At 60.0% G+C, this 18,936-nt stretch carries 22 protein-coding genes; 8 read left to right on the plus strand and 14 right to left on the minus strand.

Annotated elements, in window-relative coordinates:
• Positions 1-50: 50 nt before the first annotated feature.
• From P353_RS05045 to P353_RS05060, 4 genes are all read right to left on the minus strand, one after another.
• Complete coding sequence (locus P353_RS05045; protein ID WP_034366198.1) at positions 51-665, minus strand: SCO family protein; 615 nt, start codon at positions 663-665, stop codon at positions 51-53.
• A 6-nt stretch (positions 666-671) separates the two neighbouring features.
• Complete coding sequence (cyoE, locus tag P353_RS05050) at positions 672-1,595, minus strand: heme o synthase (protein ID WP_034366201.1); 924 nt, start codon at positions 1,593-1,595, stop codon at positions 672-674.
• A 74-nt stretch (positions 1,596-1,669) separates the two neighbouring features.
• Positions 1,670-2,419, minus strand: coding sequence for a hypothetical protein (locus P353_RS05055; protein WP_034366204.1), 750 nt, complete (start codon positions 2,417-2,419; stop codon positions 1,670-1,672).
• The gene (locus P353_RS05060) at positions 2,358-3,167 is read right to left on the minus strand and encodes an SURF1 family protein (RefSeq protein WP_034366207.1); all 810 of its coding nucleotides are present in this window, start codon (positions 3,165-3,167) and stop codon (positions 2,358-2,360) included. Before P353_RS05060 ends, P353_RS05055 begins: the two co-directional genes overlap by 62 nt.
• Positions 3,168-3,181: 14 nt before the next feature.
• Here P353_RS05060 and P353_RS05065 point away from each other — a divergent pair, with 14 nt between their 5' ends.
• Complete coding sequence (locus tag P353_RS05065; RefSeq protein ID WP_034366209.1) at positions 3,182-3,424, plus strand: twin transmembrane helix small protein; 243 nt, start codon at positions 3,182-3,184, stop codon at positions 3,422-3,424.
• Between the two features lie 131 nt (positions 3,425-3,555).
• Here P353_RS05065 and P353_RS05070 read toward each other — a convergent pair whose 3' ends face one another.
• The 7 genes from P353_RS05070 to P353_RS05100 all read right to left on the minus strand — a co-directional run bounded on the left by P353_RS05070 (position 3,556) and on the right by P353_RS05100 (position 10,192).
• Entirely contained in the window at positions 3,556-4,437 is an 882-nt protein-coding gene (locus P353_RS05070; protein ID WP_034366212.1) for a cytochrome c oxidase subunit 3, read from the minus strand.
• Positions 4,438-4,525: 88 nt separating this feature from the next.
• Entirely contained in the window at positions 4,526-4,723 is a 198-nt protein-coding gene (locus tag P353_RS05075; protein ID WP_003051791.1) for a DUF2970 domain-containing protein, read from the minus strand.
• Positions 4,720-5,334 (minus strand): cytochrome c oxidase assembly protein, encoded by a 615-nt coding sequence (locus P353_RS05080; protein ID WP_003075489.1) that lies wholly within the window; start codon positions 5,332-5,334, stop codon positions 4,720-4,722. Before P353_RS05080 ends, P353_RS05075 begins: the two co-directional genes overlap by 4 nt.
• A 35-nt stretch (positions 5,335-5,369) precedes the next feature.
• Complete coding sequence (locus tag P353_RS29810; protein WP_232776264.1) at positions 5,370-5,480, minus strand: cytochrome oxidase small assembly protein; 111 nt, start codon at positions 5,478-5,480, stop codon at positions 5,370-5,372.
• 10 nt (positions 5,481-5,490) lie between these two features.
• Positions 5,491-7,134: a cytochrome c oxidase subunit I gene (gene ctaD / locus P353_RS05085; protein ID WP_034366217.1), complete on the minus strand. Its 1,644-nt coding sequence runs from the start codon at positions 7,132-7,134 to the stop codon at positions 5,491-5,493.
• 34 nt (positions 7,135-7,168) lie between these two features.
• Positions 7,169-8,758, minus strand: a complete 1,590-nt coding sequence (coxB, locus tag P353_RS05090) for a cytochrome c oxidase subunit II (RefSeq protein ID WP_034366219.1) — start codon at positions 8,756-8,758, stop codon at positions 7,169-7,171.
• 579 nt (positions 8,759-9,337) lie between these two features.
• Complete coding sequence (locus tag P353_RS05100) at positions 9,338-10,192, minus strand: class I SAM-dependent methyltransferase (protein WP_420093366.1); 855 nt, start codon at positions 10,190-10,192, stop codon at positions 9,338-9,340.
• Positions 10,193-10,393: 201 nt separating this feature from the next.
• Between P353_RS05100 and P353_RS05105 the strand changes: the two genes are divergently transcribed.
• From P353_RS05105 to P353_RS05115, 3 genes are all read left to right on the plus strand, one after another.
• Positions 10,394-11,077 carry a ComF family protein gene (locus P353_RS05105; RefSeq protein WP_232776266.1) on the plus strand — a complete coding sequence of 228 codons (684 nt, stop codon included), beginning with the start codon at positions 10,394-10,396 and terminating at the stop codon, positions 11,075-11,077.
• Positions 11,078-11,148: 71 nt separating this feature from the next.
• Entirely contained in the window at positions 11,149-11,643 is a 495-nt protein-coding gene (trmL, locus tag P353_RS05110) for a tRNA (uridine(34)/cytosine(34)/5-carboxymethylaminomethyluridine(34)-2'-O)-methyltransferase TrmL (protein WP_034366230.1), read from the plus strand.
• Positions 11,644-11,795: 152 nt separating this feature from the next.
• The gene (locus P353_RS05115; protein ID WP_003051774.1) at positions 11,796-12,104 is read left to right on the plus strand and encodes a DUF4148 domain-containing protein; all 309 of its coding nucleotides are present in this window, start codon (positions 11,796-11,798) and stop codon (positions 12,102-12,104) included.
• Between the two features lie 103 nt (positions 12,105-12,207).
• Here P353_RS05115 and P353_RS05120 read toward each other — a convergent pair whose 3' ends face one another.
• Together P353_RS05120 and P353_RS05125 are read right to left on the minus strand one after the other, a co-directional pair.
• Positions 12,208-12,672, minus strand: coding sequence for a MaoC family dehydratase (locus P353_RS05120; RefSeq protein WP_034366233.1), 465 nt, complete (start codon positions 12,670-12,672; stop codon positions 12,208-12,210).
• Between the two features lie 132 nt (positions 12,673-12,804).
• The gene (locus P353_RS05125) at positions 12,805-13,437 is read right to left on the minus strand and encodes a LysE family transporter (protein ID WP_034366236.1); all 633 of its coding nucleotides are present in this window, start codon (positions 13,435-13,437) and stop codon (positions 12,805-12,807) included.
• Between the two features lie 203 nt (positions 13,438-13,640).
• On the opposite strand from P353_RS05125, the gene kefC reads away from it, so the two are divergent.
• The 4 genes from kefC (at position 13,641) to P353_RS05150 (ending at position 18,095) form a co-directional block, all read left to right on the plus strand.
• Positions 13,641-15,533, plus strand: coding sequence for a glutathione-regulated potassium-efflux system protein KefC (kefC, locus tag P353_RS05130; RefSeq protein WP_034366239.1), 1,893 nt, complete (start codon positions 13,641-13,643; stop codon positions 15,531-15,533).
• Positions 15,534-15,549: 16 nt separating this feature from the next.
• Positions 15,550-16,008: a DUF1841 family protein gene (locus tag P353_RS05135; protein WP_034366241.1), complete on the plus strand. Its 459-nt coding sequence runs from the start codon at positions 15,550-15,552 to the stop codon at positions 16,006-16,008.
• A gap of 668 nt (positions 16,009-16,676) precedes the next feature.
• On the plus strand, positions 16,677-17,513 hold the full coding sequence (locus P353_RS05145) for a DUF6708 domain-containing protein (RefSeq protein WP_034366244.1): 837 nt from the start codon (positions 16,677-16,679) through the stop codon (positions 17,511-17,513).
• Between the two features lie 324 nt (positions 17,514-17,837).
• Positions 17,838-18,095, plus strand: coding sequence for a DUF6708 domain-containing protein (locus tag P353_RS05150; protein ID WP_332835642.1), 258 nt, complete (start codon positions 17,838-17,840; stop codon positions 18,093-18,095).
• A 128-nt stretch (positions 18,096-18,223) separates the two neighbouring features.
• Here P353_RS05150 and P353_RS05155 read toward each other — a convergent pair whose 3' ends face one another.
• Positions 18,224-18,886, minus strand: a complete 663-nt coding sequence (locus P353_RS05155; protein ID WP_034366246.1) for a c-type cytochrome — start codon at positions 18,884-18,886, stop codon at positions 18,224-18,226.
• Positions 18,887-18,936: the final 50 nt, after the last annotated feature.

Here is an 18,936-nt window from a genome sequence, read left to right on the forward strand (position 1 = left end):
GTAACCATAAATTTCAGAACCCGAGACCAATACTGCTGGTCGCAACCGCTTCAGCCCAGCAGTGCCTTCACGTCCTGAGTCAGCAACTGCGGCCCCGCGCCGTAGCGCTCGTACACGCGCAACCGGCCCTGGGGATCGAAAAGATAGGTACCGGCCGAATGATCGAGTGTGTAAGTTCCTTCGACCTTGCCTGGCACCTTCTTGAAGAAAATCTTGAAATCCTTGGCCAAGGCAGCAATCTCGTCGGCCGTACCGCTGAGCCCCACAAAGCTCTCGTCGAAGTTGGCCAGATAGGCCTTGAGTACCTCAGGCGTATCACGCTCGGGGTCCAGCGACACAAACACGGCCTGCAGCTTGTCGCCATCGGCTCCCAAGGCCTGCTTGACTTCAAGCAACTCCTGCAGCGTGGTGGGGCAGACATCGGGGCACTGGGTGTAGCCGAAGAACACGGCCACCACCTTGCCCGAGAAGTCCTTGAGACTGCGCTTTTTTCCGTGGACATCGGTGAGCGGAATGTCCTTGGCGTAGTCTGCGCCCGTCACATCCACGCCCTGAAACTTGGGCTTGCTATCGTCCTTGCAGCCAGTCAATGTCAATGTGGCCGCACCGGCCAGTGTTGCAGCGCCTAAAGCGCCGAGTACGCGCAGCACAGCTCGTTTATCCATGATCGGTCAGGCTAGGTAATGATCCACCAGCAGCGCGGCAAACAGCAGGCTCAGATGGATCAGGGAAAAGCGGAAGGTCTTGCGTGCCAGCGCATCCGAGTAGTTGCGCAGCAGTGCCCAACCATAACCGCAAAAGCCCAACCCCAGAATCACTGCGGCAAAAAGGTAGACATAGCCGCTCATTCCCACCACAAAAGGCAGCAGACAGCCGGCAAACAGCACCAGGGTATAGAGAAACACCTGCAGTCGCGTGAAGGCATTGCCATGCGTGACCGGCAGCATGGGCAGGCCGGCGCGGCGGTAGTCCTCGACACGGTACAGCGCCAGCGCCCAGAAATGCGGTGGCGTCCAGAGAAAGATGATGAGAAAAAGCAGCAGGGCTTCATGCCCCACCTGTCCCGTCATCGCGGCCCAGCCCAGCACGGGCGGCATGGCACCCGATGCCCCGCCGATGACGATGTTCTGCGGCGTCAATGGCTTGAGCACCAGGGTATAAATCACTGCGTAACCAATGAAGGTGGCCAGCGTCAGCCACAGCGTCAGAGCATTCACGGCCAGCAGCAAGATGGCGGCACCTGCTGCGCACAGCAAGGCCGAAAACAGCAAGGCCTGGGAATGCGAGAGCTCGCCGCGCGCCGTGGGCCGCCAGGCCGTGCGCTTCATGCGTGCATCGATGCTGCGCTCGACCAGGCAGTTGAACGCCGCTGCCGCTGCCGCAACCAGCCAGATGCCGGCACAGGCCGCCAGCATGCGTCCCCAATCCTGCCAGCCGGGAACGCCCGGCACGGCCAGCACCATGCCGATGAAGGCGCAGAAGACGATGAGCTGCACCACCTTGGGCTTGGTCAGCGCGTGGTACTGTTCCCAGCGCGAAGCAGCCGCTCCTGCTGCCGAAACAGCGTCTTTCAAATCCGAGATATCTGCCTGCATGCGCCCTCCTGGCTGACGATGAATCAGATGGCTGGTAGTGCTTTGAGAAATCAGGCTAAAGCCGACTTCAACACCTATTTCTTTGCTGCATCGGCCGTAGCTCGCCCGGCCTCGTCCCATGAGGCAGAGGCGCGCAGCAACCGCTCCAGATCGCGCTTGGCCTTGCCGGCCGTTGCTTTGTCCATGCTTGCAGGAAAGCGCATCATCCAGTGTCCCTGCGGATCGACCACATACAGATGCTCGTCCAGTGCATGCCCGACCTCGGGCTTGAGCCAGTTGCCGATGACTGCAGCGGGCACACGTACCGTTATGGCTTGCTCGGCAGCAGGCAGGATTTTTTCCGGCACGGGCTGCTGGTCGTTGATGAGCCAGACCCAGTCCAGCCGGTCCTTTTCACGGCCCAGGGTTTCACGCAGCTGGCGCTGCAGGTAGAGATGGTCCTGACAGCGCTGCCCGCAGTCCCCGGCACTGGTGCTCAGCAGCAGCCACTGGCCCTTGAGGCTTTTCAGATTCACGCTGCGCCCGTCCAGCGTCTGCGCCTGCACATCGGGCAGGCCGGGCTGCTCGGCAATCAGCTCGCCATAGCTGCGCTGCTGCGAGGGACGCAACACGTAGTAGGTGAAGTAGGAGGCCAGCACCGGCGCCGCACAGACCAGCAGCACGGCCAGCATCTTCCAGCGACCGCTGTGCGCCAGCAGCGCCTGCTGTGTGCGGCTTTGTGCGGGATCGGGCAGGCTGTGGACCGCAAAGCTCAGCGGTTCATCACCGTGGCTGCGCGGCGCGGCGGCGGGGGTAAAAGCGTCGGACGAGTTGAAACCAGACATAGAGCAACACTACCAGGACACTGAGTCCGAACCACTGAAAAGCATAGCCGTAGTGCTTTTGCACCCCGGCATTGATCTGCGGCCAGTCGCGCAGCAGACCTTCGCTGGCGCCGCCGCCTTGCACCACGCTCAGGGCCAGCAGCGGCAAGCCGCTTTGCTGTGCCCACAATGCAATGTCTGCATTCTGTCGGATGCGCGACTTTTGCTCATCAGGGTCTGCCCCGCCATGGGCGGCTTCCAGCTCCATCAGCCTGGAGGGCGGCGCTTCCAGTCGGCCCTCGATGCCGACCAGGCCTGCAGGGGTCTGCACCTCGGGCAAAACCGTGCGGTCCATGAAGTTGCGCGGCGCCCAGCCACGCTGCACGATGACGACCGTTTGCTCGTAAGGAGCGCTCAGTCTGAAGGGTGTGAGTACATAGAAGCCGGCGCGGCCCTGCATCTGGCGGTTGTCCAGAAAGATGGTCTGCTCGGCCAGCCACTGGCCTTGCAGTTGCACGGGTCTATGCAACAGATGCGCCTTCCGCGCTTCGCCGGCCGAGTCTGCCGCCAGAGCCACTTCGGCGGCCAGCTGGGCGTTATGCCAGGGCTGCAGAGCCTGCTGGCGCGTGATGGCATCGAAAACAGCCTGCTTCTGCGCGGCCCGGCCCAGTTGCCAAAAGCCCAGCGATGCAGTGACGGCCACGCAGATCAAGGCCGCCGCAGAAATCAGTAGAAACCGCCAGAGGTCTGGAAATCGGGAAATGCGCACCAGATAATCCGTTCATGAAATTCGTGATCATTCTCGCCTTTCTCGCCATTTTGGCGAGCCTTGGCAGTGCGCTGTTCTTCATGATGCGCAGGGGCGACGGCGGCGAAAGCTCGGAGGCCGACGATGCCGATCGCAGCCGCAAGATGTTTCGCGCCCTGGCCCTGCGCGTGGCTTTGTCGATTGCATTGTTTCTCTGCGTTCTGATGGCGGCCAAGCTGGGCTGGATACAGCCCACGGGATGGCAGCCCGGGCAATAGCCGGTTTGGTGCAGCGCTTTTCAGCGCTCCTAAAAAAAAAGCGCCTTGCGCTTGCCACTCATTGAATTCAGCATTATTTGATGCTGAAATCCATGCTGACCTTGCGTAAGACGCTTCTATTTTTGAGAGTCTTACATCCAGTACACGAGGATGTAGAGAAAGACCCAGACCACGTCCACAAAGTGCCAGTACCAGGCCGCGCCTTCGAAGCCAAAGTGGTGCTTGTCGGTAAAGTCGCCCTTCATCAGGCGGATGGTGATGAAGAACAGCATCAGCATGCCCACCAGCACGTGGAAGCCGTGAAAGCCCGTCAGCATGTAGAAGGTCGAGCCAAAAACGCCGGAGTTGAGCTTGAGGTTGTAGTCGTTGTAGAGATGGTGGTACTCGTAGCCCTGCACGCACAGGAAGACAAAGCCCAGAATCACCGTCATCCACATGAAGCTGATGCAGCGCGCGCGGTTGTTGACCTGCAGCGCATGGTGGGCGATGGTCAGCGTCACGCCCGAAGTCAGCAGCAGCGCCGTGTTGATGGTAGGCAGCCAGAACGGGCCCACGGTCTTGAAGGGCTCGACGATATTCGCGGGCGACGCCGTTGCACCAGGGGCCACACTGGGCCACACGGCCTGGAAGTTGGGCCACAGCAGCTCGTTGGCCAGACTGCCCAGTGCCGGCACCGAGTGCGCGCGCGCCCACCACAGCGCGGTGAAGAAGGCGCCGAAAAACATCACCTCCGAGAAGATGAACCAGCTCATGCTCCAGCGGTAGGACAGGTCGATCTTGCGGCTGTTGAGCCCGGCTTCGCTTTCGCGCGCTGCATCGCGGAACCAGACGAACAGCACGGCCAGCCACCAGACCAGACCGATGAACAGGGAATACATTCCCCATTCGTGACCATTGATCCAGGTGCCTGCGCCCAGAATCACAAAGAACAGACCGATGGCCGCCATCACGGGATGGCTGGATTCGGCTGGCACATAGTAGTAAGGGGTTGCGCCCTGCGGGGTTGCACTCATCACTCGGCTCCTGACTCTGTTGATCGTTGTTTTGACCGACGCTCCACTATCACTTGCACTGCATTCGCCACACCTGTTTCAGCCAAGGCTAAACGACCAGGTTAACGATCCATATCAACGCTAATACCAAGGCAAAAATCGCTACCAGCCCCACGGCAATCACATGCAGCGGCGTGATGCTGGCGAAATCCTTTTCGTACTCCTTGCCCTTGCGCACGCCCAGCATGGCCCAGGCGACGGCCACAATGCTGCGCCAGAATCCGGTCTTCTTTGCGTCCTGCGTCATGAGCTGCCTCCTGGAGTGACGACTGCAGCCGTGCTGCCTTCGGGCGCTGCGGGGGTCTTGCCTCCCACCTCGAAGAATGTGTAGGACAGCGTGATGGTCTTCACGTCCTTGGAGATGCGCGGATCGATGACAAAGGCCACCGGCCATTCACGCTTTTCACCAGGCTCCAACGTGTATTGCGAAAAGCAAAAGCACTCCATCTTGTTGAAGAAGGCCGTAGCCTGGCGCGGTGCGTAACTAGGGATCGCCTGAGCGGCCATGCGGCGGTTCTGCACGTTCTGAAACTCATACATCACCGTGGCGAGCTCGCCGGGGTGCACCTGCACCGAGCGCTTGGCCGGCTTGAAGTCCCAGGGCCCGCGTGCATTGGCATCGAACTCCACGGTGATGGTGCGGCTGGTGTCGATCTGGCTGTTGGGCGGAAGCTTCACGTCACGGCCCGCCACGCCCGCGCCGGGCACCTGTTTTTCGGACAGCGACAGGATGTTGATGCCCGTCAGCTCGCAGATATGCTTGTAGATGGGGATGAGCACATAGCCGAACGCAAACATGCCCAGGGCAACGATCGCCAGCTTGCCCACCATCTTCGCGTTTTCCTTGGCTATGCTCACCTCAAGCTCCTTCACTCAGTTGCCATCGGGCTGCCTCAATGCAGCCAGGTCATCTTCACCACAAAGCCGATAAAGAACACGGCAGCCGTGGAGGCAAGGATCAGCCCCAGCCTCAGGTTCGCCTTGCGTTGCTCCTGTGTCGTCATGCGCGCCTCCTCAGCCGATCACCTTGGTGGCGGTTTCATCGAGCTTGGGTGGCGTCTCGAAGGTGTGGAACGGAGCCGGAGAAGGCACCTCCCATTCCAGACCTTCGGCCGCTTCCCAGGGCTTTTGCGGCGCTTTTTCGCCGTGACCGCGCATGGCGGGCCAGACCACGAAGACGAAGAAGTACACCTGCATCAGGCCGAAGCCAAAGCCACCCAAGGACGCAATCATGTTGAAGTCGGCGAACTGCATGGGGTAGTCGGCATAGCGACGCGGCATGCCGGCCAGACCCAGGAAGTGCATGGGGAAGAAGGTGATGTTGAAGAAGATCAGCGAGCCCCAGAAGTGGATGCGGCCGCGCGTCTCGGAATACATCACGCCCGTCCACTTGGGCGACCAGTAGTAATAGCCGGCAAACATGGAGAACAGCGAACCGGCCACCAGCACATAGTGGAAGTGGGCCACCACGTAATAGGTGTCCTGCAGCTGGATGTCGATGGGCGCCATGGACAGGATCAGCCCCGTGAAGCCGCCCATGGTGAACACGAAGATGAAGCCCACGGCGAACAGCATCGGGGTTTCAAAGCTCATGGAGCCGCGCCACATGGTGGCCGTCCAGTTGAACACCTTCACGGCCGTGGGCACGGAGATCAGCATGGTCGCGTACATGAAGAACAGCTGACCCGTGACCGGCATGCCCGTGGTGAACATGTGGTGCGCCCAGACGATGAAGGACAGGATGGCAATGGCCGCCACGGCATAGACCATGGAGGTGTAGCCGAACAGCTTCTTGCGGCTGAAGGCGGGCACGATCTGGCTGACGATGCCGAAGGCCGGCAAGATCATGATGTAGACCTCGGGGTGGCCGAAGAACCAGAAGATGTGCTGGTACATCACCGGATCGCCGCCGCCTGCAGGGTTGAAGAAGCTGGTGCCGAAGTGGCGATCGGTCAGCGTCATGGTAATGGCACCGGCCAGCACCGGCATCACGGCGATCAGCAGATAGGCGGTGATCAGCCAGGTCCAGGCAAACAGCGGCATCTTCATCAGCGTCATGCCGGGCGCGCGCATGTTCAGAATGGTGACGATGATGTTGATCGCACCCATGATGGAGCTGGCGCCCATGATGTGCATGGCGAAGATGCTGGTGTCCATGGACGGACCCATCTGCAGCGTCAGCGGCGCATACAGTGTCCAGCCGGCCGCCGGCGCACCACCGGGCATGAAGAACGAGCCCACCAGCATGATGCCCGCAGGAATCAGCAGCCAGAAGCTGAAGTTGTTCATGCGCGCAAACGCCATGTCGGACGCGCCGATCTGCAGCGGCAACATCCAGTTCGCGAAGCCCACGAAGGCCGGCATGATGGCGCCGAACACCATGATCAGGCCGTGCATGGTGGTGAGCTGGTTGAACAGCTCGGGGTTGACGATCTGCAGACCGGGCTCGAACAGCTCGGCACGGATCAGCATGGCCAGAATGCCTCCCACCATCAGCATGGTGAAGGAGAACAGCAGGTACATCGTGCCGATGTCCTTGTGATTGGTGGCAAACAGCCAGCGGCGCCAGCCCGATGGCATGGCGTGGTGATGGTCGTCGTGCCCATGGTCGTGACCATGGCCCTCGTGGGTGTGGACGGGAGGAACTACGGCGCTCATATTCTTTTCTCCAATCGGTCTCTATACCCGGGGCTTACTTCGCGGCCGTGATGTCAACACGGCGTGCCTGCTGGTCCGCGCCTGCCGCAGCCGTGATGGTCTCGGGCTTGCGCAGCTCGATGCGGTCACCGGCAATGCCGCTGTCCTCCAGCAGCTTGGCCACGGCCTTGGCTCGCTCCTTGGCCAGCTCCGCGTTCTTGTCGGCGTTGCCGGTGGAGTCCACAAAGCCCGACAGAGCAATCTTGCCGTCCTTGTGGGCACTCCAGTACTCGGCCGCCTTCTTCACCGCAGCCTGAGCCTTGTCATCCAGCACGCTCTTGCCGGTCTCGAAAAAGACTTGATAAGGGCCGGCGTCGCTGGCAGCAGCGGCTGCACCTTGCGCAGGGGCGGCAGACGCAGGGGCTGCAGAGTCAGCAGCAGGAGCTGCGGGTGCAGCACTGCCGCCGCCTTCCGGAAACTTGCCGCCACGCGCAGCCACGAACTGGGCGGGCTGAACCAGCTGGCCGGTCTGGTTGCTCCAATGGTTCTTGGCAAAGGTCACCACTGCGGCCAGTTCGGTGTCGCTCAATTGCTTCCAGGCCGGCATGGCACCGTTGGCGCGGCCTTCGAGCACGGCATGCATCATGTCGGCCGTGGGGCCCAGCACCACGGGACTGCCGTCCAGCGGCTTGATGGGCCCGGCTCCCTTGCCATTGGCCTGGTGGCAGGCTGCACAGTTGGCGGCATAGACTTTTTCGCCACGTGCCACCAGATCGGCCAGCACCCAGACCTTGTTCGGATCATCGGCCTTGGCAGCCAGCTTCTTCTTTTCTTCGGCCACCCAGGCGCTGTAGGCTTCGGCAGACAGCACCTTCACATGGATGGGCATGTAGGCATGCTCCTTGCCGCACAACTCGGCACACTGGCCGTAGTAGTCGCCGGTCTTCTCGGCCTTGAACCAGGTATCGCGCACAAAGCCGGGAATCGCGTCCTGCTTGATGCCAAAGGCCGGCACCATGAAGGAGTGGATCACATCGTTGGCCGTGGTGATGATGCGCACCTTCTTGCCCACGGGCACGACCAGCGGGTTGTCGACCCTGAGCAGGTAGTCGTTGGGCGCATTGCTCACATCGCCGCTGTTGGACATCTGGCGCTGGGCGTTGTCCAGCGTGGAAACAAAGCCCAGGCCTTCGCCCTCGCCGCTCAGATAGTCATAACCCCATTTCCACTGATAGCCGGTGGCCTTGATGGTGAGGTCGGCATTGGTCGTGTCCTTCTGTGCCACCAGCACCTTGGTGGCGGGCAGCGCCATCAGAATCACGATGATGAAGGGAGCCACCGTCCAGGCCACTTCCACCTTGACCGATTCATGGAAGTTCGCGGCCTTGGCACCCTGGGATTTGCGGTGCTTCCAGATGGAATAGAACATCACCCCGAACACCGCGATGAAGATCACCGTGCAGATGATGAGCATCATCCAGTGCAGCCAGTGCTGTTCCACGGCAATGCGTGTCACAGGTGGATGCAGATTGAGCTGGTTGACGGCAGGGCCTCCCGGCAGATCCTGCGCCGCATAGGCCATGGAACTACCCCATGCCGCCAAGGCCAAACTCCAGGGAACCAGCTTGGTGGAAATGTTTTTCATCGTTTTCACTTACCTCTAAGCCTCAGTTGTCCACTCGCTCACACCGCTTCCACCTTGGCTGGCCAGAAGGCTGTGACACTCACACTACCTCGCGAACTTCAACGCAGCATGCCCCAGAATTTGATAGCACTGTCTGCGCGCATTCACTAATGCATGTACCGGAAACCCATGCCAATCGACCTTGCGCAAGCGGGCCTGACCGGACTTGAAACTCGTACTGGCAAGCGCATCTCACGGCAAGTGCCGGACATGGCTGAAACTGGCCTGGCAGCCAAGACAGAAGGGGAGAAGATGGGACGCCCCGGCACCGCGACAACCGCCGGGCACAGGGATGCGTCAGCGCAGCAAAAGGCTGGCTTGTGGTGATGATGAAATGCGAAAACCGGCCGCTGTAGAACCCGCTGGCCAGTCCCCTTGGCAAAGCGAAACACCCGATATCTCCCCTGGCGGCTTGGGCCGCACTGTCTGTTTTCCTTCAGGCAGGAGAGAAGCCCGAAAGATTGCTGCTATCCATGAAATAACTTGGGGAAATTGTAGGCAGCTTTGCGTCGAATCAATGACTGGAAAACGACAGATGTGCTATCGCAAACCCGTGTTGCGCGGTTGCTTGAGCATGGCCTTCATGTCTTCCAGCGACACGGCGCTGTTGGCCTCCAGACGCAGCTTGGGCTGCGGTTTGTAGGCGTGGCCATAGACGATCTCGAAGGTCAGCGAGAGCTGGCCATCGGGCTGCTTGTCGGCCCAGCGCTCCGCCATTTTCTGCAGCAGCTCGGCCTTCCAGCCACGGCCGCGCAGGCCGGCAAAACGCCCGGGGTGCAGATTGCGGCCCAGTTCGCGCAGCTCCTGCAATAGACGCTGCGGCGTGGCAAAGGTCAGGGTGATGCGCTCCATGTCCATCACCGGTTCGGCAAAGCCGGATTGCACCAGCATGTCGCCCCAGTCATGCATATCGGTAAACGTATGACCTGCCGGGCCCCAGCCCAGTTCGGCGTAGAGCCGATGCAGCTGCTGCACCGTATCCGGCCCGAGGCAGGAGAACATGACATAGCCGTCGACCTTGAGGGCCTTGTGCCAGCGCTCGATCAGGGTCTGCGGATCGGCGGCCGTATGCAGCAGCATATTGGCCCAGAGCATGTCCATGCTGGCATCTGCTGGCGCCCCCATCTGCACGGCAGCCCCCTTCCAGCGCGAGAGCTGCCACCAGCGGCTTCCGAGCTTGTCCTGGGCCACGGCCTCGCGGCGGGCTACGGGTTCATAGATCGTGCATTCGGCCTGCGGATAGCGCTCGCGCAGCAGATGGTGAGCCTGCATGCCGCCGCGAGTCGGCTCCCAGTGGCACCATTTCTCAGGCGGCTTCACTATCCAGTCCAGGCGCTGCTGCATGCGACTGGCCACCTCTTCGTGCAACCACGGGGATTCGGCCGGAGCGGCCATTTGCCAATGGTTTGCAGCTGCAGAATCAATTGTTGGAGGCAGGACGTGGGACATGGGCAGACAAAAGCAGGCAGAGAGTCGAGCAAGCGAGCCGCTCGCCAACTACCGGAGTGAAGATCAATGCGGCGCGAGTATATTGATTCCATGCCCGACCTTCATGCGACATGGCTTTCACACCTTCGCCGCCAGCAGCAGCGTTGGATGGATGCCTTGCCCAGCCAGTGCGCAGTCTGTGGACGCTGGCCGGGGCCACGCATCTGCCGCGACTGCCATGCACGCTGGGCTCAGCACAAGCACCGCTGCCACAGCTGTGCCCTGCCGCTGCCCGCTCTGGTCAGCCTCTGCGGCAACTGCCTCAAGCAACCACCCCGACTCAAGCGCTGCACCGCCGCGCTGGACTATGCCTACCCCTGGCAAAACCTCATCACACGCTACAAATTTCAGGCCGATCTGGGGTTGGCACGCAGCCTGGGCAGGCTGATGGCCAGTCACCCCGACGTCAGGGAGCAGTTGCGGGCCTGCGATGCCTTGCTGCCCATGCCGGCCTCCGCACAGCGCGTGCGCGAGCGCGGCTTTGACCACAGCCTGCTGCTGGCACGCTCCCTCTCGGAGCAATACGACAGGCCTTTGCCCTTGCTGAGCGAGGCTGTGCAACGCCAACATCTGGAGCTGCCCCAACATGCCTCCAGCCGGGAACAAAGACTGCGCCAGCTGCGCGGCATTTTCAGCCTCGCTCCGGCTCGACAGGCTCTGGTGAAAGGACGGGAGATTTTGCTGCTCGACGACGTGATGACCACCGGTGCCACGCTGGATGCACTGGCAGGCAGCTTGTTGTCGGCCGGCGCGGCATCGGTCAGCGCCGTCGTGCTGGCACGCACGCCTTGACCCATATTCGCCAGTCTGGAACTGCGGAGGCGGCCAGCGTGGGTAAAAGCCGGGCTGCACAATAGCGCCCCATGTTTCATATCGTTCTTGTGGCGCCCGAGATCCCTCCCAACACGGGCAATGTCATCCGTCTGGCCGCCAATACGGGCTGCAGCCTGCATCTGATCGAGCCGCTGGGCTTTTCCATGGAAGACCGGCATATGCGCCGCGCCGGACTGGACTATCACGAGTACGCCAATGTGGCCCGCCACGCCAGTTGGGACGACTTCCTCGAAACCTGTCAGCCGCAGCGCGACCGCATGTTCGCCATGACCACGCATAGCAGCAGCCCGGCCCATGCCATGGAATTCAAAGCTGGCGACTGGCTGGTCTTTGGTTCTGAAAGCAAGGGACTGCCACCCGAGGTGCGCGCCCAGTTCCCCAACGAGCAGCGACTGCGCCTGCCCATGCTGGCATCTCAGCGCAGCCTGAACCTATCCAATGCCGTTGCTGTGACGGTGTTCGAAGCCTGGCGCCAGCAGGGCTTCGCGGGTGCTGCCCTTGCAGAGCCCAAGACGCCTCTTTAAGTTCCCGCTTATTGTCTCTATTTTCGGAACAATAAGTTGCGCAACAGGGGGTTTTTCTCGCAATTAGATCGTCCTAAAGTACGACACATGGACTTGCAGCCGACCGACGATATCCGCCAGGACTGCAGGCCCGACGTACCAAAGGACGAATCATGAAATACGCCAACCGCTTTGCCATCGTTGCCGCCCTGGCCATGTCTGCCGCCGCTGCACAGGCTGCAAGCTTTGACTTCACCGGCGATCACTACCCTCCCGAAGTTGCAGGTCAGTCCACCCTGACCCGTGCCCAGGTCAATGCCCAGGTGCAGGACGCCATGGCCAAGGGCCAGCTGCAGCTCGTTGGCGATGCCTATCTGCCCCTGTCCCAGCAACAGCAATCCAGCAACCTCAGCCGTGAGCAAGTGCGCCAGGAAACCATTGCCGCAGGCAAGGCCGGTTTGCTGGACAACTATGGCGAATGACGGACTGTGCGCAGCACCCTGCTGTGCAAGGTGCGGCTCAATAACAAAGCCCCAAGGCAGAAGCCAAGGGGCTTTTTTCATGGCTTGAAAATTACGCCGCGAATCAGGCCGCCGCACCAAAGCTGCGCGCCAGCGACTCGGCCACGCACACAGGCTTGTCGCTACCTTCGCGCTCCACCGTCACCAGCCAGGTCATCTGAATACCCTCAGGCTCGATGCGTTCCGCCGCCTGCAAGGTCATGCGCGCCCGCAAGCGGCTATTGACGGGAACCGGGGCCATGAAGCGCACACGGTTGAGCCCGTAGTTCACCCCCATCTTGGCGCCTTCGATCTTGAAAGTGCCTTCGAAGAACTTGGGCAGCAGGGACAGCGTGAGAAAGCCATGGGCAATCGGCGCGCCGAACGGCCCCTGGGCTGCACGCTCGGGATCGGTATGGATCCACTGCTGATCGCCCGTGGCATCGGCAAACATTTGAATCTGGGCCTGTGTGATGGTGATCCAGTCGCTGACGGCGACTTCCTGCCCAATCGAGGCCAGCACTTCGGAGTAGGAGCGAAAGGTTTTCATGCCCCCAATGTAGAAGCCCCCTGCCCTGCGCCATGTCTGACGCGGGACAAGGGGCTTACCCTAGATTATTCGATCAAATATGCCGCTGGCTCAATCTATTCATACGCTGGCAGCTATGCTTTTCAAAGCGGATCAGGCTTCGCTGGAGCGCTGAACAAAGAACAGGCCTGTGCCCACCGCCATCAGCAGGCCGCCGAAGACGCGGTTCTGATTGCGCATGGCGCGTGCGCTGCGCATCAGGCCACGCAAGGCGCTGGCACCTGCGGCATAGCTATGCATCACCGTGGTGTCCACGGCCAGCATGGTCACGGCCAGAATGGCCAGTTGTGGAGCCAGTGGACGGCTGGTGGTCATGAACTGGGGCAGCACGGCGACCATGAAGATGATGCCCTTGGGGTTGGTGGCATTGGTCAGAAAGCCCGTCAGCACGCGCTTTTTGAGACTGGCCTCGGGCACTGCCTCTTGCGCAGCCAGCGGCGAGCCGCCCGAGCGCCACTGGCTGATGCCCAGATAGATCAGATAGCCAGCGCCCACGATCTTGACGGCATTGAAAGCCCACTCGGACGCCATGAGCAGCGAGCCCACGCCGGCACCTGCTATCAACAAGATGAGCAACAGCCCGAGCTGCAGACCCATTATGGTGGCGCTGGTCTTGCGCACACCGTAGGACAGACCATGGCTCATGGACAGCACAGCCCCCGACCCCGGGGAGACCGCGATGATCCAGGAGGCCACAAAAAAAGCAAACCACGTGTGCAGATCCATACTCACTCCAAACGCCGATCTTCAGCGCCAGTCACAAAACGACTATCTTAAAAGTTGCGCTGTCAACTTGCAGACGCATGGTTGACCAGGCGCTATAAGCACTAGGCAAACATTCGTGCCTTTTTCTTTCTGTCAAAAATCTGACGCTTGGCTGCGGGTGCCAAAATGGAATCTCTCTAGGGTTAACACCACATAACATTCCCATGGAACACGGCTCTCCCATCTGGCTGACTTACGGCTTCATCTATCTTACGGCGGCGGTTCTGGCCGTCCCCATCGCCAGAGCCCTGGGCCTGGGAGCCATCATCGGCTACCTGGGCGCCGGCATTGCCATGGGCCCCTGGGGTTTTGGCCTGGTGCGCAATGTGGACGACATCCTGCACTTTGCCGAATTTGGCGTGGTGCTGATGTTGTTCGTGATCGGGCTTGAGCTGCAGCCCAAGCGCCTCTGGGAGCTGCGGCGCCCCATCTTCGGCTGGGGCATGGCGCAAATGGTGGTCTGCACCGGCATTCTGTTTCTAGCCGCCTGGGCCTTTGGTCTGTCCTGGCGCGTCAGCCTGATTGCGGGCATGGGCCTGGCACTGTCGTCTACCGCTGTCTGCCTGCAGATCATGGCCGAGCGCAATCTGATGCGTACTCCCAGCGGACAGGCCGCCTTCTCCATCCTGTTGTTCCAGGACGTCGCGGCCATCCCCATCCTGGCGCTGATTCCGATTCTCGGCGCTTACAAGGCCGCCTATGCAAGCCACGGTGACAGTCATGTCTGGCTGGCCATTCTCAAGACCGTGGGCACGATTGGCGCCGTCATCATTGGCGGCCGCCTGCTGCTGCAACCTGTGCTGCGCTGGATTGCGCGCAGCAAGACCCCCGAGATCTTTACCGCCACTTCCTTGTTGTTGGTCGTAGGCATTGCCATGCTGATGACACAGGTGGGCTTGTCCATGGCGCTGGGCGCCTTCCTGGCCGGCGTGCTGCTGGCCGACAGCGAATACCGCAGCGAGCTGGAAACCAATATCGAGCCGTTCAAAGGCCTGCTGCTGGGCCTGTTTTTCATGGCCGTGGGCATGAGCATTGACTTTGGCGTCATCCTCCAGTCCCCCTGGACCATGGCCGCCATGGTGACGGGCTTTATTGCATTGAAGGCAGTGATGATCTTCGGTCTGGCCAGATTCATGCAGATTCCTTGGCGCGAGCGCCCGGTGTTCACGCTGATGCTGGCGCAAGGTGGCGAATTCGCCTTTGTGGTGTTCCAGACGGCGGCGCAGTACAAGGTTTTTCGCCACAGCGTCTCGTCCATGCTGGTCGCGGCCGTGGCCCTGTCCATGCTGCTGGGCCCGCTGCTGCTGGTGCTGCTGGACAAACTGCTGCTGCGCCGCTTCTCCACCATCAGTGACGAGGAATGCGGCATGGAAAAGGCCCAGGAAATCTCCGAGCCTCAGGACTCGCCCATCATCATTGCCGGCTTCGGCCGCTACGGCCAGATCGTGGCTCGTGTGTTGCTGGCCCAGGGCATACGCCCGACCATCCTGGACCATAGCGTGGAAATGCTGGAGGCCGCGCAGATCTACGGCCACCGCGTGTTCTACGGCGATGCCACACGCATGGACCTGCTGCGCATCGCAGGTGCGGCCCAGGCCCATGTGCTGGTGATTGCCGTCGACACCACCGAGCAGTCCCTCAAGATAGCCAGTCAGGTGCGCAAGCATTTCCCCAACCTCGAGATCGTGGCCCGTACCCGAGACCTGGATCACTGGTTCCGCCTGCGCGATCTCGGAGTCGAGCATGCCCAGCGCGAAGTCTTCGAGTCCAGCCTGATCTCGGCCCAGTCAGTGCTGGAACTGCTGGGTCAGAGTCCGGCGGAAGCCAAACGCATCACGGCACGCTTCAGGGAGCACAATCTGGCGCTGGCCGAGCGCATGTACCCGCATTACAAGGACAAGAACCAGCTGATTGCAGTGGCCAAGCAGGGCCGCCAGCAACTGGTGGAGCAGATGGCCAAGGAGCGTGCCGATCTGCTGGCCGACAACGCAGATGTACCCGATACGCCCCTAGCCAGCGAGCAAGACCACAGTCCAGCCGACGCCCGGCAGCCGTGATACGCTGCGCGCCATCATGTTCAACCCGAGTCAAGCCGACGTACGGCGATTTTTTTGCGGTGTGCGCGCCAAGATGATCAGCGGCGCGCCCATGGAGGCCATCGAGACGCTGGCCAGCCTGTGGATAGACGAGCACCCCGAGTATTTTGATGAACTCTCCGACGTGGATGCCGCCGTGGCGCGCAACTACGATGCGGAGACCGAGCGCACCAACCCGTTTCTGCATCTGTCCATGCATCTGTCCATCAGCGAGCAGTGCAGCGTGGACTCGCCACGCGGCATACGCCAGGCCGTGGAACTGCTGACCAGAAAGCGTGATCTGCATGACGCCCATCACGCCACCATGGAATGCCTGGGCCAGATGCTCTGGGAAAGCCAACGCTCGGGACGCCCGCCCGATGGTGAGGCGTATGTCGCCGGAGTTCAGCGCCTGGCCACCACCGACGGCAGTTTTAAAGGTGGCTTGCACTATTGAAGGCAAGCTGGTTACTTGTGAGTGGAAACTGATTGATACTTACATCAAGGACGTGTCTACGATAGCTGTTGGCGGCGCTCCAATTAATGAAGGAGTTTTGACACTCGTTTTTCCAGGGCACAGCGGCAAGGGCAACTCAAGGCCCCGAGCCGTGATCAAGGCGACTGAGGATGCGCCAGCAGCCATAATAACGGTGGGTTTTATGGAGCAGGGATAATCTGGGAATACATACGGATTTATATGCAGGAAGGAGCAGATGCAGTTCCTTCTCCGGCTCCGGAGGCTCGCCACATTGGGAAAAACATTCTCGACTGCATTAACTATATGAATCCGTGGATGCCATTCACCTACCGTGTTTGGTGGAAATTGCTCATTGCCTTAATTCTCTCACCAATCTTCGTACCGTTCTTGAGCTGTGTGCTTGCTGGGGATATCACGTATATGCTATTCGACCGCATCCTCCCGCGACGAAAATGGCCACAGGGGCTCATTGACGCCTGCGATGGCATATGGGATGGGAGAGAGTAGTGGGAAAGCGACCTATCCCAAGAGAAGAGAAAAGTAGTTTTTTCACGCGCGTAGATGCCCTACGCCCACATGATCCTCCGTTAGGTGTCGCCCCGGCAGCCGACAACAATGTTATGAAAGTGACCAAGAGCTGTCTTTTCATGCGCCCCGCCTCCGGCAGCATTTATGGCGGAAGGTTCAGCATGAGCTGGTGGGCAACAACAGTGCTCCCATTTGTATTCGTGTTTTTCTCTGTAGTGGAATACATCAGCTATCGTCACGACAGTTCGGTTAATGGATACAGCGCCGGCGCTATAGCTCACTATTTAGAAAACTGGTATTACCCAGTTGGCATTAGTGCGGTGTTTCTCATCTTCTGTTTTTGGCTATTCATCCCGTGGCGCACTCAACTTCCAGTCATATTTAATCGAAGAACGCGCAAGGTTACCTACCTGGCACGGGGCAAAATTGCGAGCCAGTCCTGGGACTGTCTGGAAGCCTACATCAAGGATGTTACGAGCTTTGCTGCCGGTGGCGCCCCCATAAATGAGGGCGTTTTGACGCTAGCCATTCCCTATGCTGAACACGACCACCAGCAATCCGATGACCGACTGCGCATTGGAATTTCCGCCACGAAGGATGCCGACGAAGCTTTCTTTAATCGCGGCATCTATGGGGCCGCCATGATTTGGGAATACATTCGGCTTTATATGCGTGAGGGCATGATTGCCCTGCCGCCGTCGTCGGCCCTTAGTAATTATCGAGCCACCAGCGTTCGAGAGTGCTTCTCTCTCTGGTCTCCATTCAAGATGTTCCGCAGCCGTAGTTGGTGGAAGCGCCTCCTGGCTCCATTCCTCTTTCCAGTTGCAGCGCCAGTCCTCTGGTTGATAACAGTAGGTGACCTGCTCTATATGGGGCTCGATCGCATCCTGCCCCGTCGAAAGTGGCCACAAGAACTAATCGATGCCTGTGACGGCATATGGGATGGCCGGATATGAGTGATGAATCTGGTGCAGCGCGCCTGATAGTTAAAGAAGACAAAACCGACAATTGAATCAAGGAATTCGACAGTGAAAGGACCCCGTCTCAGTCCGCCTTGCTCTGGTTGGCAAGAGGACCTGCCCGGACCAAACGAACCTCCAGTCGCGATGCTCGATTTGGGATTTGACGCCCCGAATCATAGGGACAATGTGTACTTGGAGATTAGCCGAAACGCCTTGGCAAAGCGTGGACTCCTCATGTTGATATGTGTCCCTGCATTTTTCTGGCTGCTGTTCGTTCCAAGCCTCTTGAGAGATACATGGAAGTATGGGGAAGCATTGATGTTCTTCATCGGCCCGCTATGTATAGGCGCTGTAACCTGGTGTGTCGCGTCAGGAGTTCGACTGGATGTGTCTCCTCCTCGCGATGAGCCTCTCCGCTTCAACCGCGCCCGTCAACGCATCTACGCCTACAACTTTAGGTACCGCTGGTGGAACCCCTTCGAACGTTGGCAGGTCGTGCCAGTGGCCTACGACTGGTCCCAGGTACGCGCCGAGAAGTACCCCCTGATGTGCTGCGCAGCCTCCGGCGGGAGATGACACAATCGCTGCAGGAGGGTTCCAGCTCTGTATCCTCCAAGCCCTGGGTACCGGGCCCCTGAGCTGCATCCAGTTCAGAAAAAGCCAAAGCCCGTCTTCACGGGCTTTGGCTTTTTCTGAAACAAGGTCTATTTCTGGCCCAGGCGGAAGTGCGGCTGCGCCACTACCTGCATCTCGCTGTCCAGGCTGCCGATGTACTTGGCGAGTTGCTGCAGCTCGTCGCTCTTGAACTGCTTGGCAATGCCGGCCATCACGCCATTGCTGCGCCCGATGAGCGGATTGCCATCGGTTCTATATGACTGCAACGCGCGGAAAACATAGTCCGAATACTGCCCTGCCACCTTGGGATAGGACGGGTCAATGGGCTTTGAAAAGCCTTCTCCGTGACAGGAGAAGCAAGCACCTTTTTGCAACAGCGCCGTGACAGCAGGGTTCGCCTCCTTGGCCTTGCCGTCCTTGGCCTTGCCATGACCTGCATAGAAGGCCGCCACATCAGCCATATCCTGCTCGCTCAGCGAGTCGGCAATGCCACGCATGGTAGGGTGTTTTCGTTCGCCTTTTTTATAGGCATTCAGAGCCGAGACGATATAGGCTTCGTTCTGCCCGCCGATCATCGGCACCTTGTAAACCTCAGGGAAGCTGGCCTGATAACCGGTGATGCCATGACAGCCTATGCACATGGCGATCTTGCCTTCGCCGGCCTTTGCATCGCCCTTGACAGCCTGGGCGTTTGCCGCGCCGGTCACTGATGCGACAACTACTGCCAATACCGTGGTCCAAGTTTTTATCATTTTGCGCGCACAATCCTTCAAGAGTTCAGACGGGTGCTCAAAAGCCTTGC

Origin of the sequence: Comamonas testosteroni (genome assembly GCF_000761245.1) — a bacterium.
Classification (GTDB): domain Bacteria; phylum Pseudomonadota; class Gammaproteobacteria; order Burkholderiales; family Burkholderiaceae_C; genus Comamonas; species Comamonas testosteroni_C.

Bases quoted from the DNA above. Each gene is read 5' to 3' on its own strand.
- P353_RS05045 (WP_034366198.1), bottom strand. From the start codon at position 665: ATGGATAAACGAGCTGTGCTGCGCGTACTCGGCGCTTTAGGCGCTGCA.
- cyoE (WP_034366201.1), bottom strand. From the start codon at position 1,595: ATGCAGGCAGATATCTCGGATTTGAAAGACGCTGTTTCGGCAGCAGGA.
- P353_RS05055 (WP_034366204.1), bottom strand. From the start codon at position 2,419: ATGTCTGGTTTCAACTCGTCCGACGCTTTTACCCCCGCCGCCGCGCCG.
- P353_RS05065 (WP_034366209.1), top strand. From the start codon at position 3,182: ATGAAATTCGTGATCATTCTCGCCTTTCTCGCCATTTTGGCGAGCCTT.
- P353_RS05070 (WP_034366212.1), bottom strand. From the start codon at position 4,437: ATGAGTGCAACCCCGCAGGGCGCAACCCCTTACTACTATGTGCCAGCC.
- P353_RS05075 (WP_003051791.1), bottom strand. From the start codon at position 4,723: ATGACGCAGGACGCAAAGAAGACCGGATTCTGGCGCAGCATTGTGGCC.
- P353_RS29810 (WP_232776264.1), bottom strand. From the start codon at position 5,480: ATGACGACACAGGAGCAACGCAAGGCGAACCTGAGGCTGGGGCTGATC.
- ctaD (WP_034366217.1), bottom strand. From the start codon at position 7,134: ATGAGCGCCGTAGTTCCTCCCGTCCACACCCACGAGGGCCATGGTCAC.
- coxB (WP_034366219.1), bottom strand. From the start codon at position 8,758: ATGAAAAACATTTCCACCAAGCTGGTTCCCTGGAGTTTGGCCTTGGCG.
- P353_RS05100 (WP_420093366.1), bottom strand. From the start codon at position 10,192: ATGGCCGCTCCGGCCGAATCCCCGTGGTTGCACGAAGAGGTGGCCAGT.
- P353_RS05105 (WP_232776266.1), top strand. From the start codon at position 10,394: ATGGATGCCTTGCCCAGCCAGTGCGCAGTCTGTGGACGCTGGCCGGGG.
- trmL (WP_034366230.1), top strand. From the start codon at position 11,149: ATGTTTCATATCGTTCTTGTGGCGCCCGAGATCCCTCCCAACACGGGC.
- P353_RS05115 (WP_003051774.1), top strand. From the start codon at position 11,796: ATGAAATACGCCAACCGCTTTGCCATCGTTGCCGCCCTGGCCATGTCT.
- P353_RS05120 (WP_034366233.1), bottom strand. From the start codon at position 12,672: ATGAAAACCTTTCGCTCCTACTCCGAAGTGCTGGCCTCGATTGGGCAG.
- P353_RS05125 (WP_034366236.1), bottom strand. From the start codon at position 13,437: ATGGATCTGCACACGTGGTTTGCTTTTTTTGTGGCCTCCTGGATCATC.
- kefC (WP_034366239.1), top strand. From the start codon at position 13,641: ATGGAACACGGCTCTCCCATCTGGCTGACTTACGGCTTCATCTATCTT.
- P353_RS05135 (WP_034366241.1), top strand. From the start codon at position 15,550: ATGTTCAACCCGAGTCAAGCCGACGTACGGCGATTTTTTTGCGGTGTG.
- P353_RS05145 (WP_034366244.1), top strand. From the start codon at position 16,677: ATGCGCCCCGCCTCCGGCAGCATTTATGGCGGAAGGTTCAGCATGAGC.
- P353_RS05150 (WP_332835642.1), top strand. From the start codon at position 17,838: ATGTTCTTCATCGGCCCGCTATGTATAGGCGCTGTAACCTGGTGTGTC.
- P353_RS05155 (WP_034366246.1), bottom strand. From the start codon at position 18,886: ATGATAAAAACTTGGACCACGGTATTGGCAGTAGTTGTCGCATCAGTG.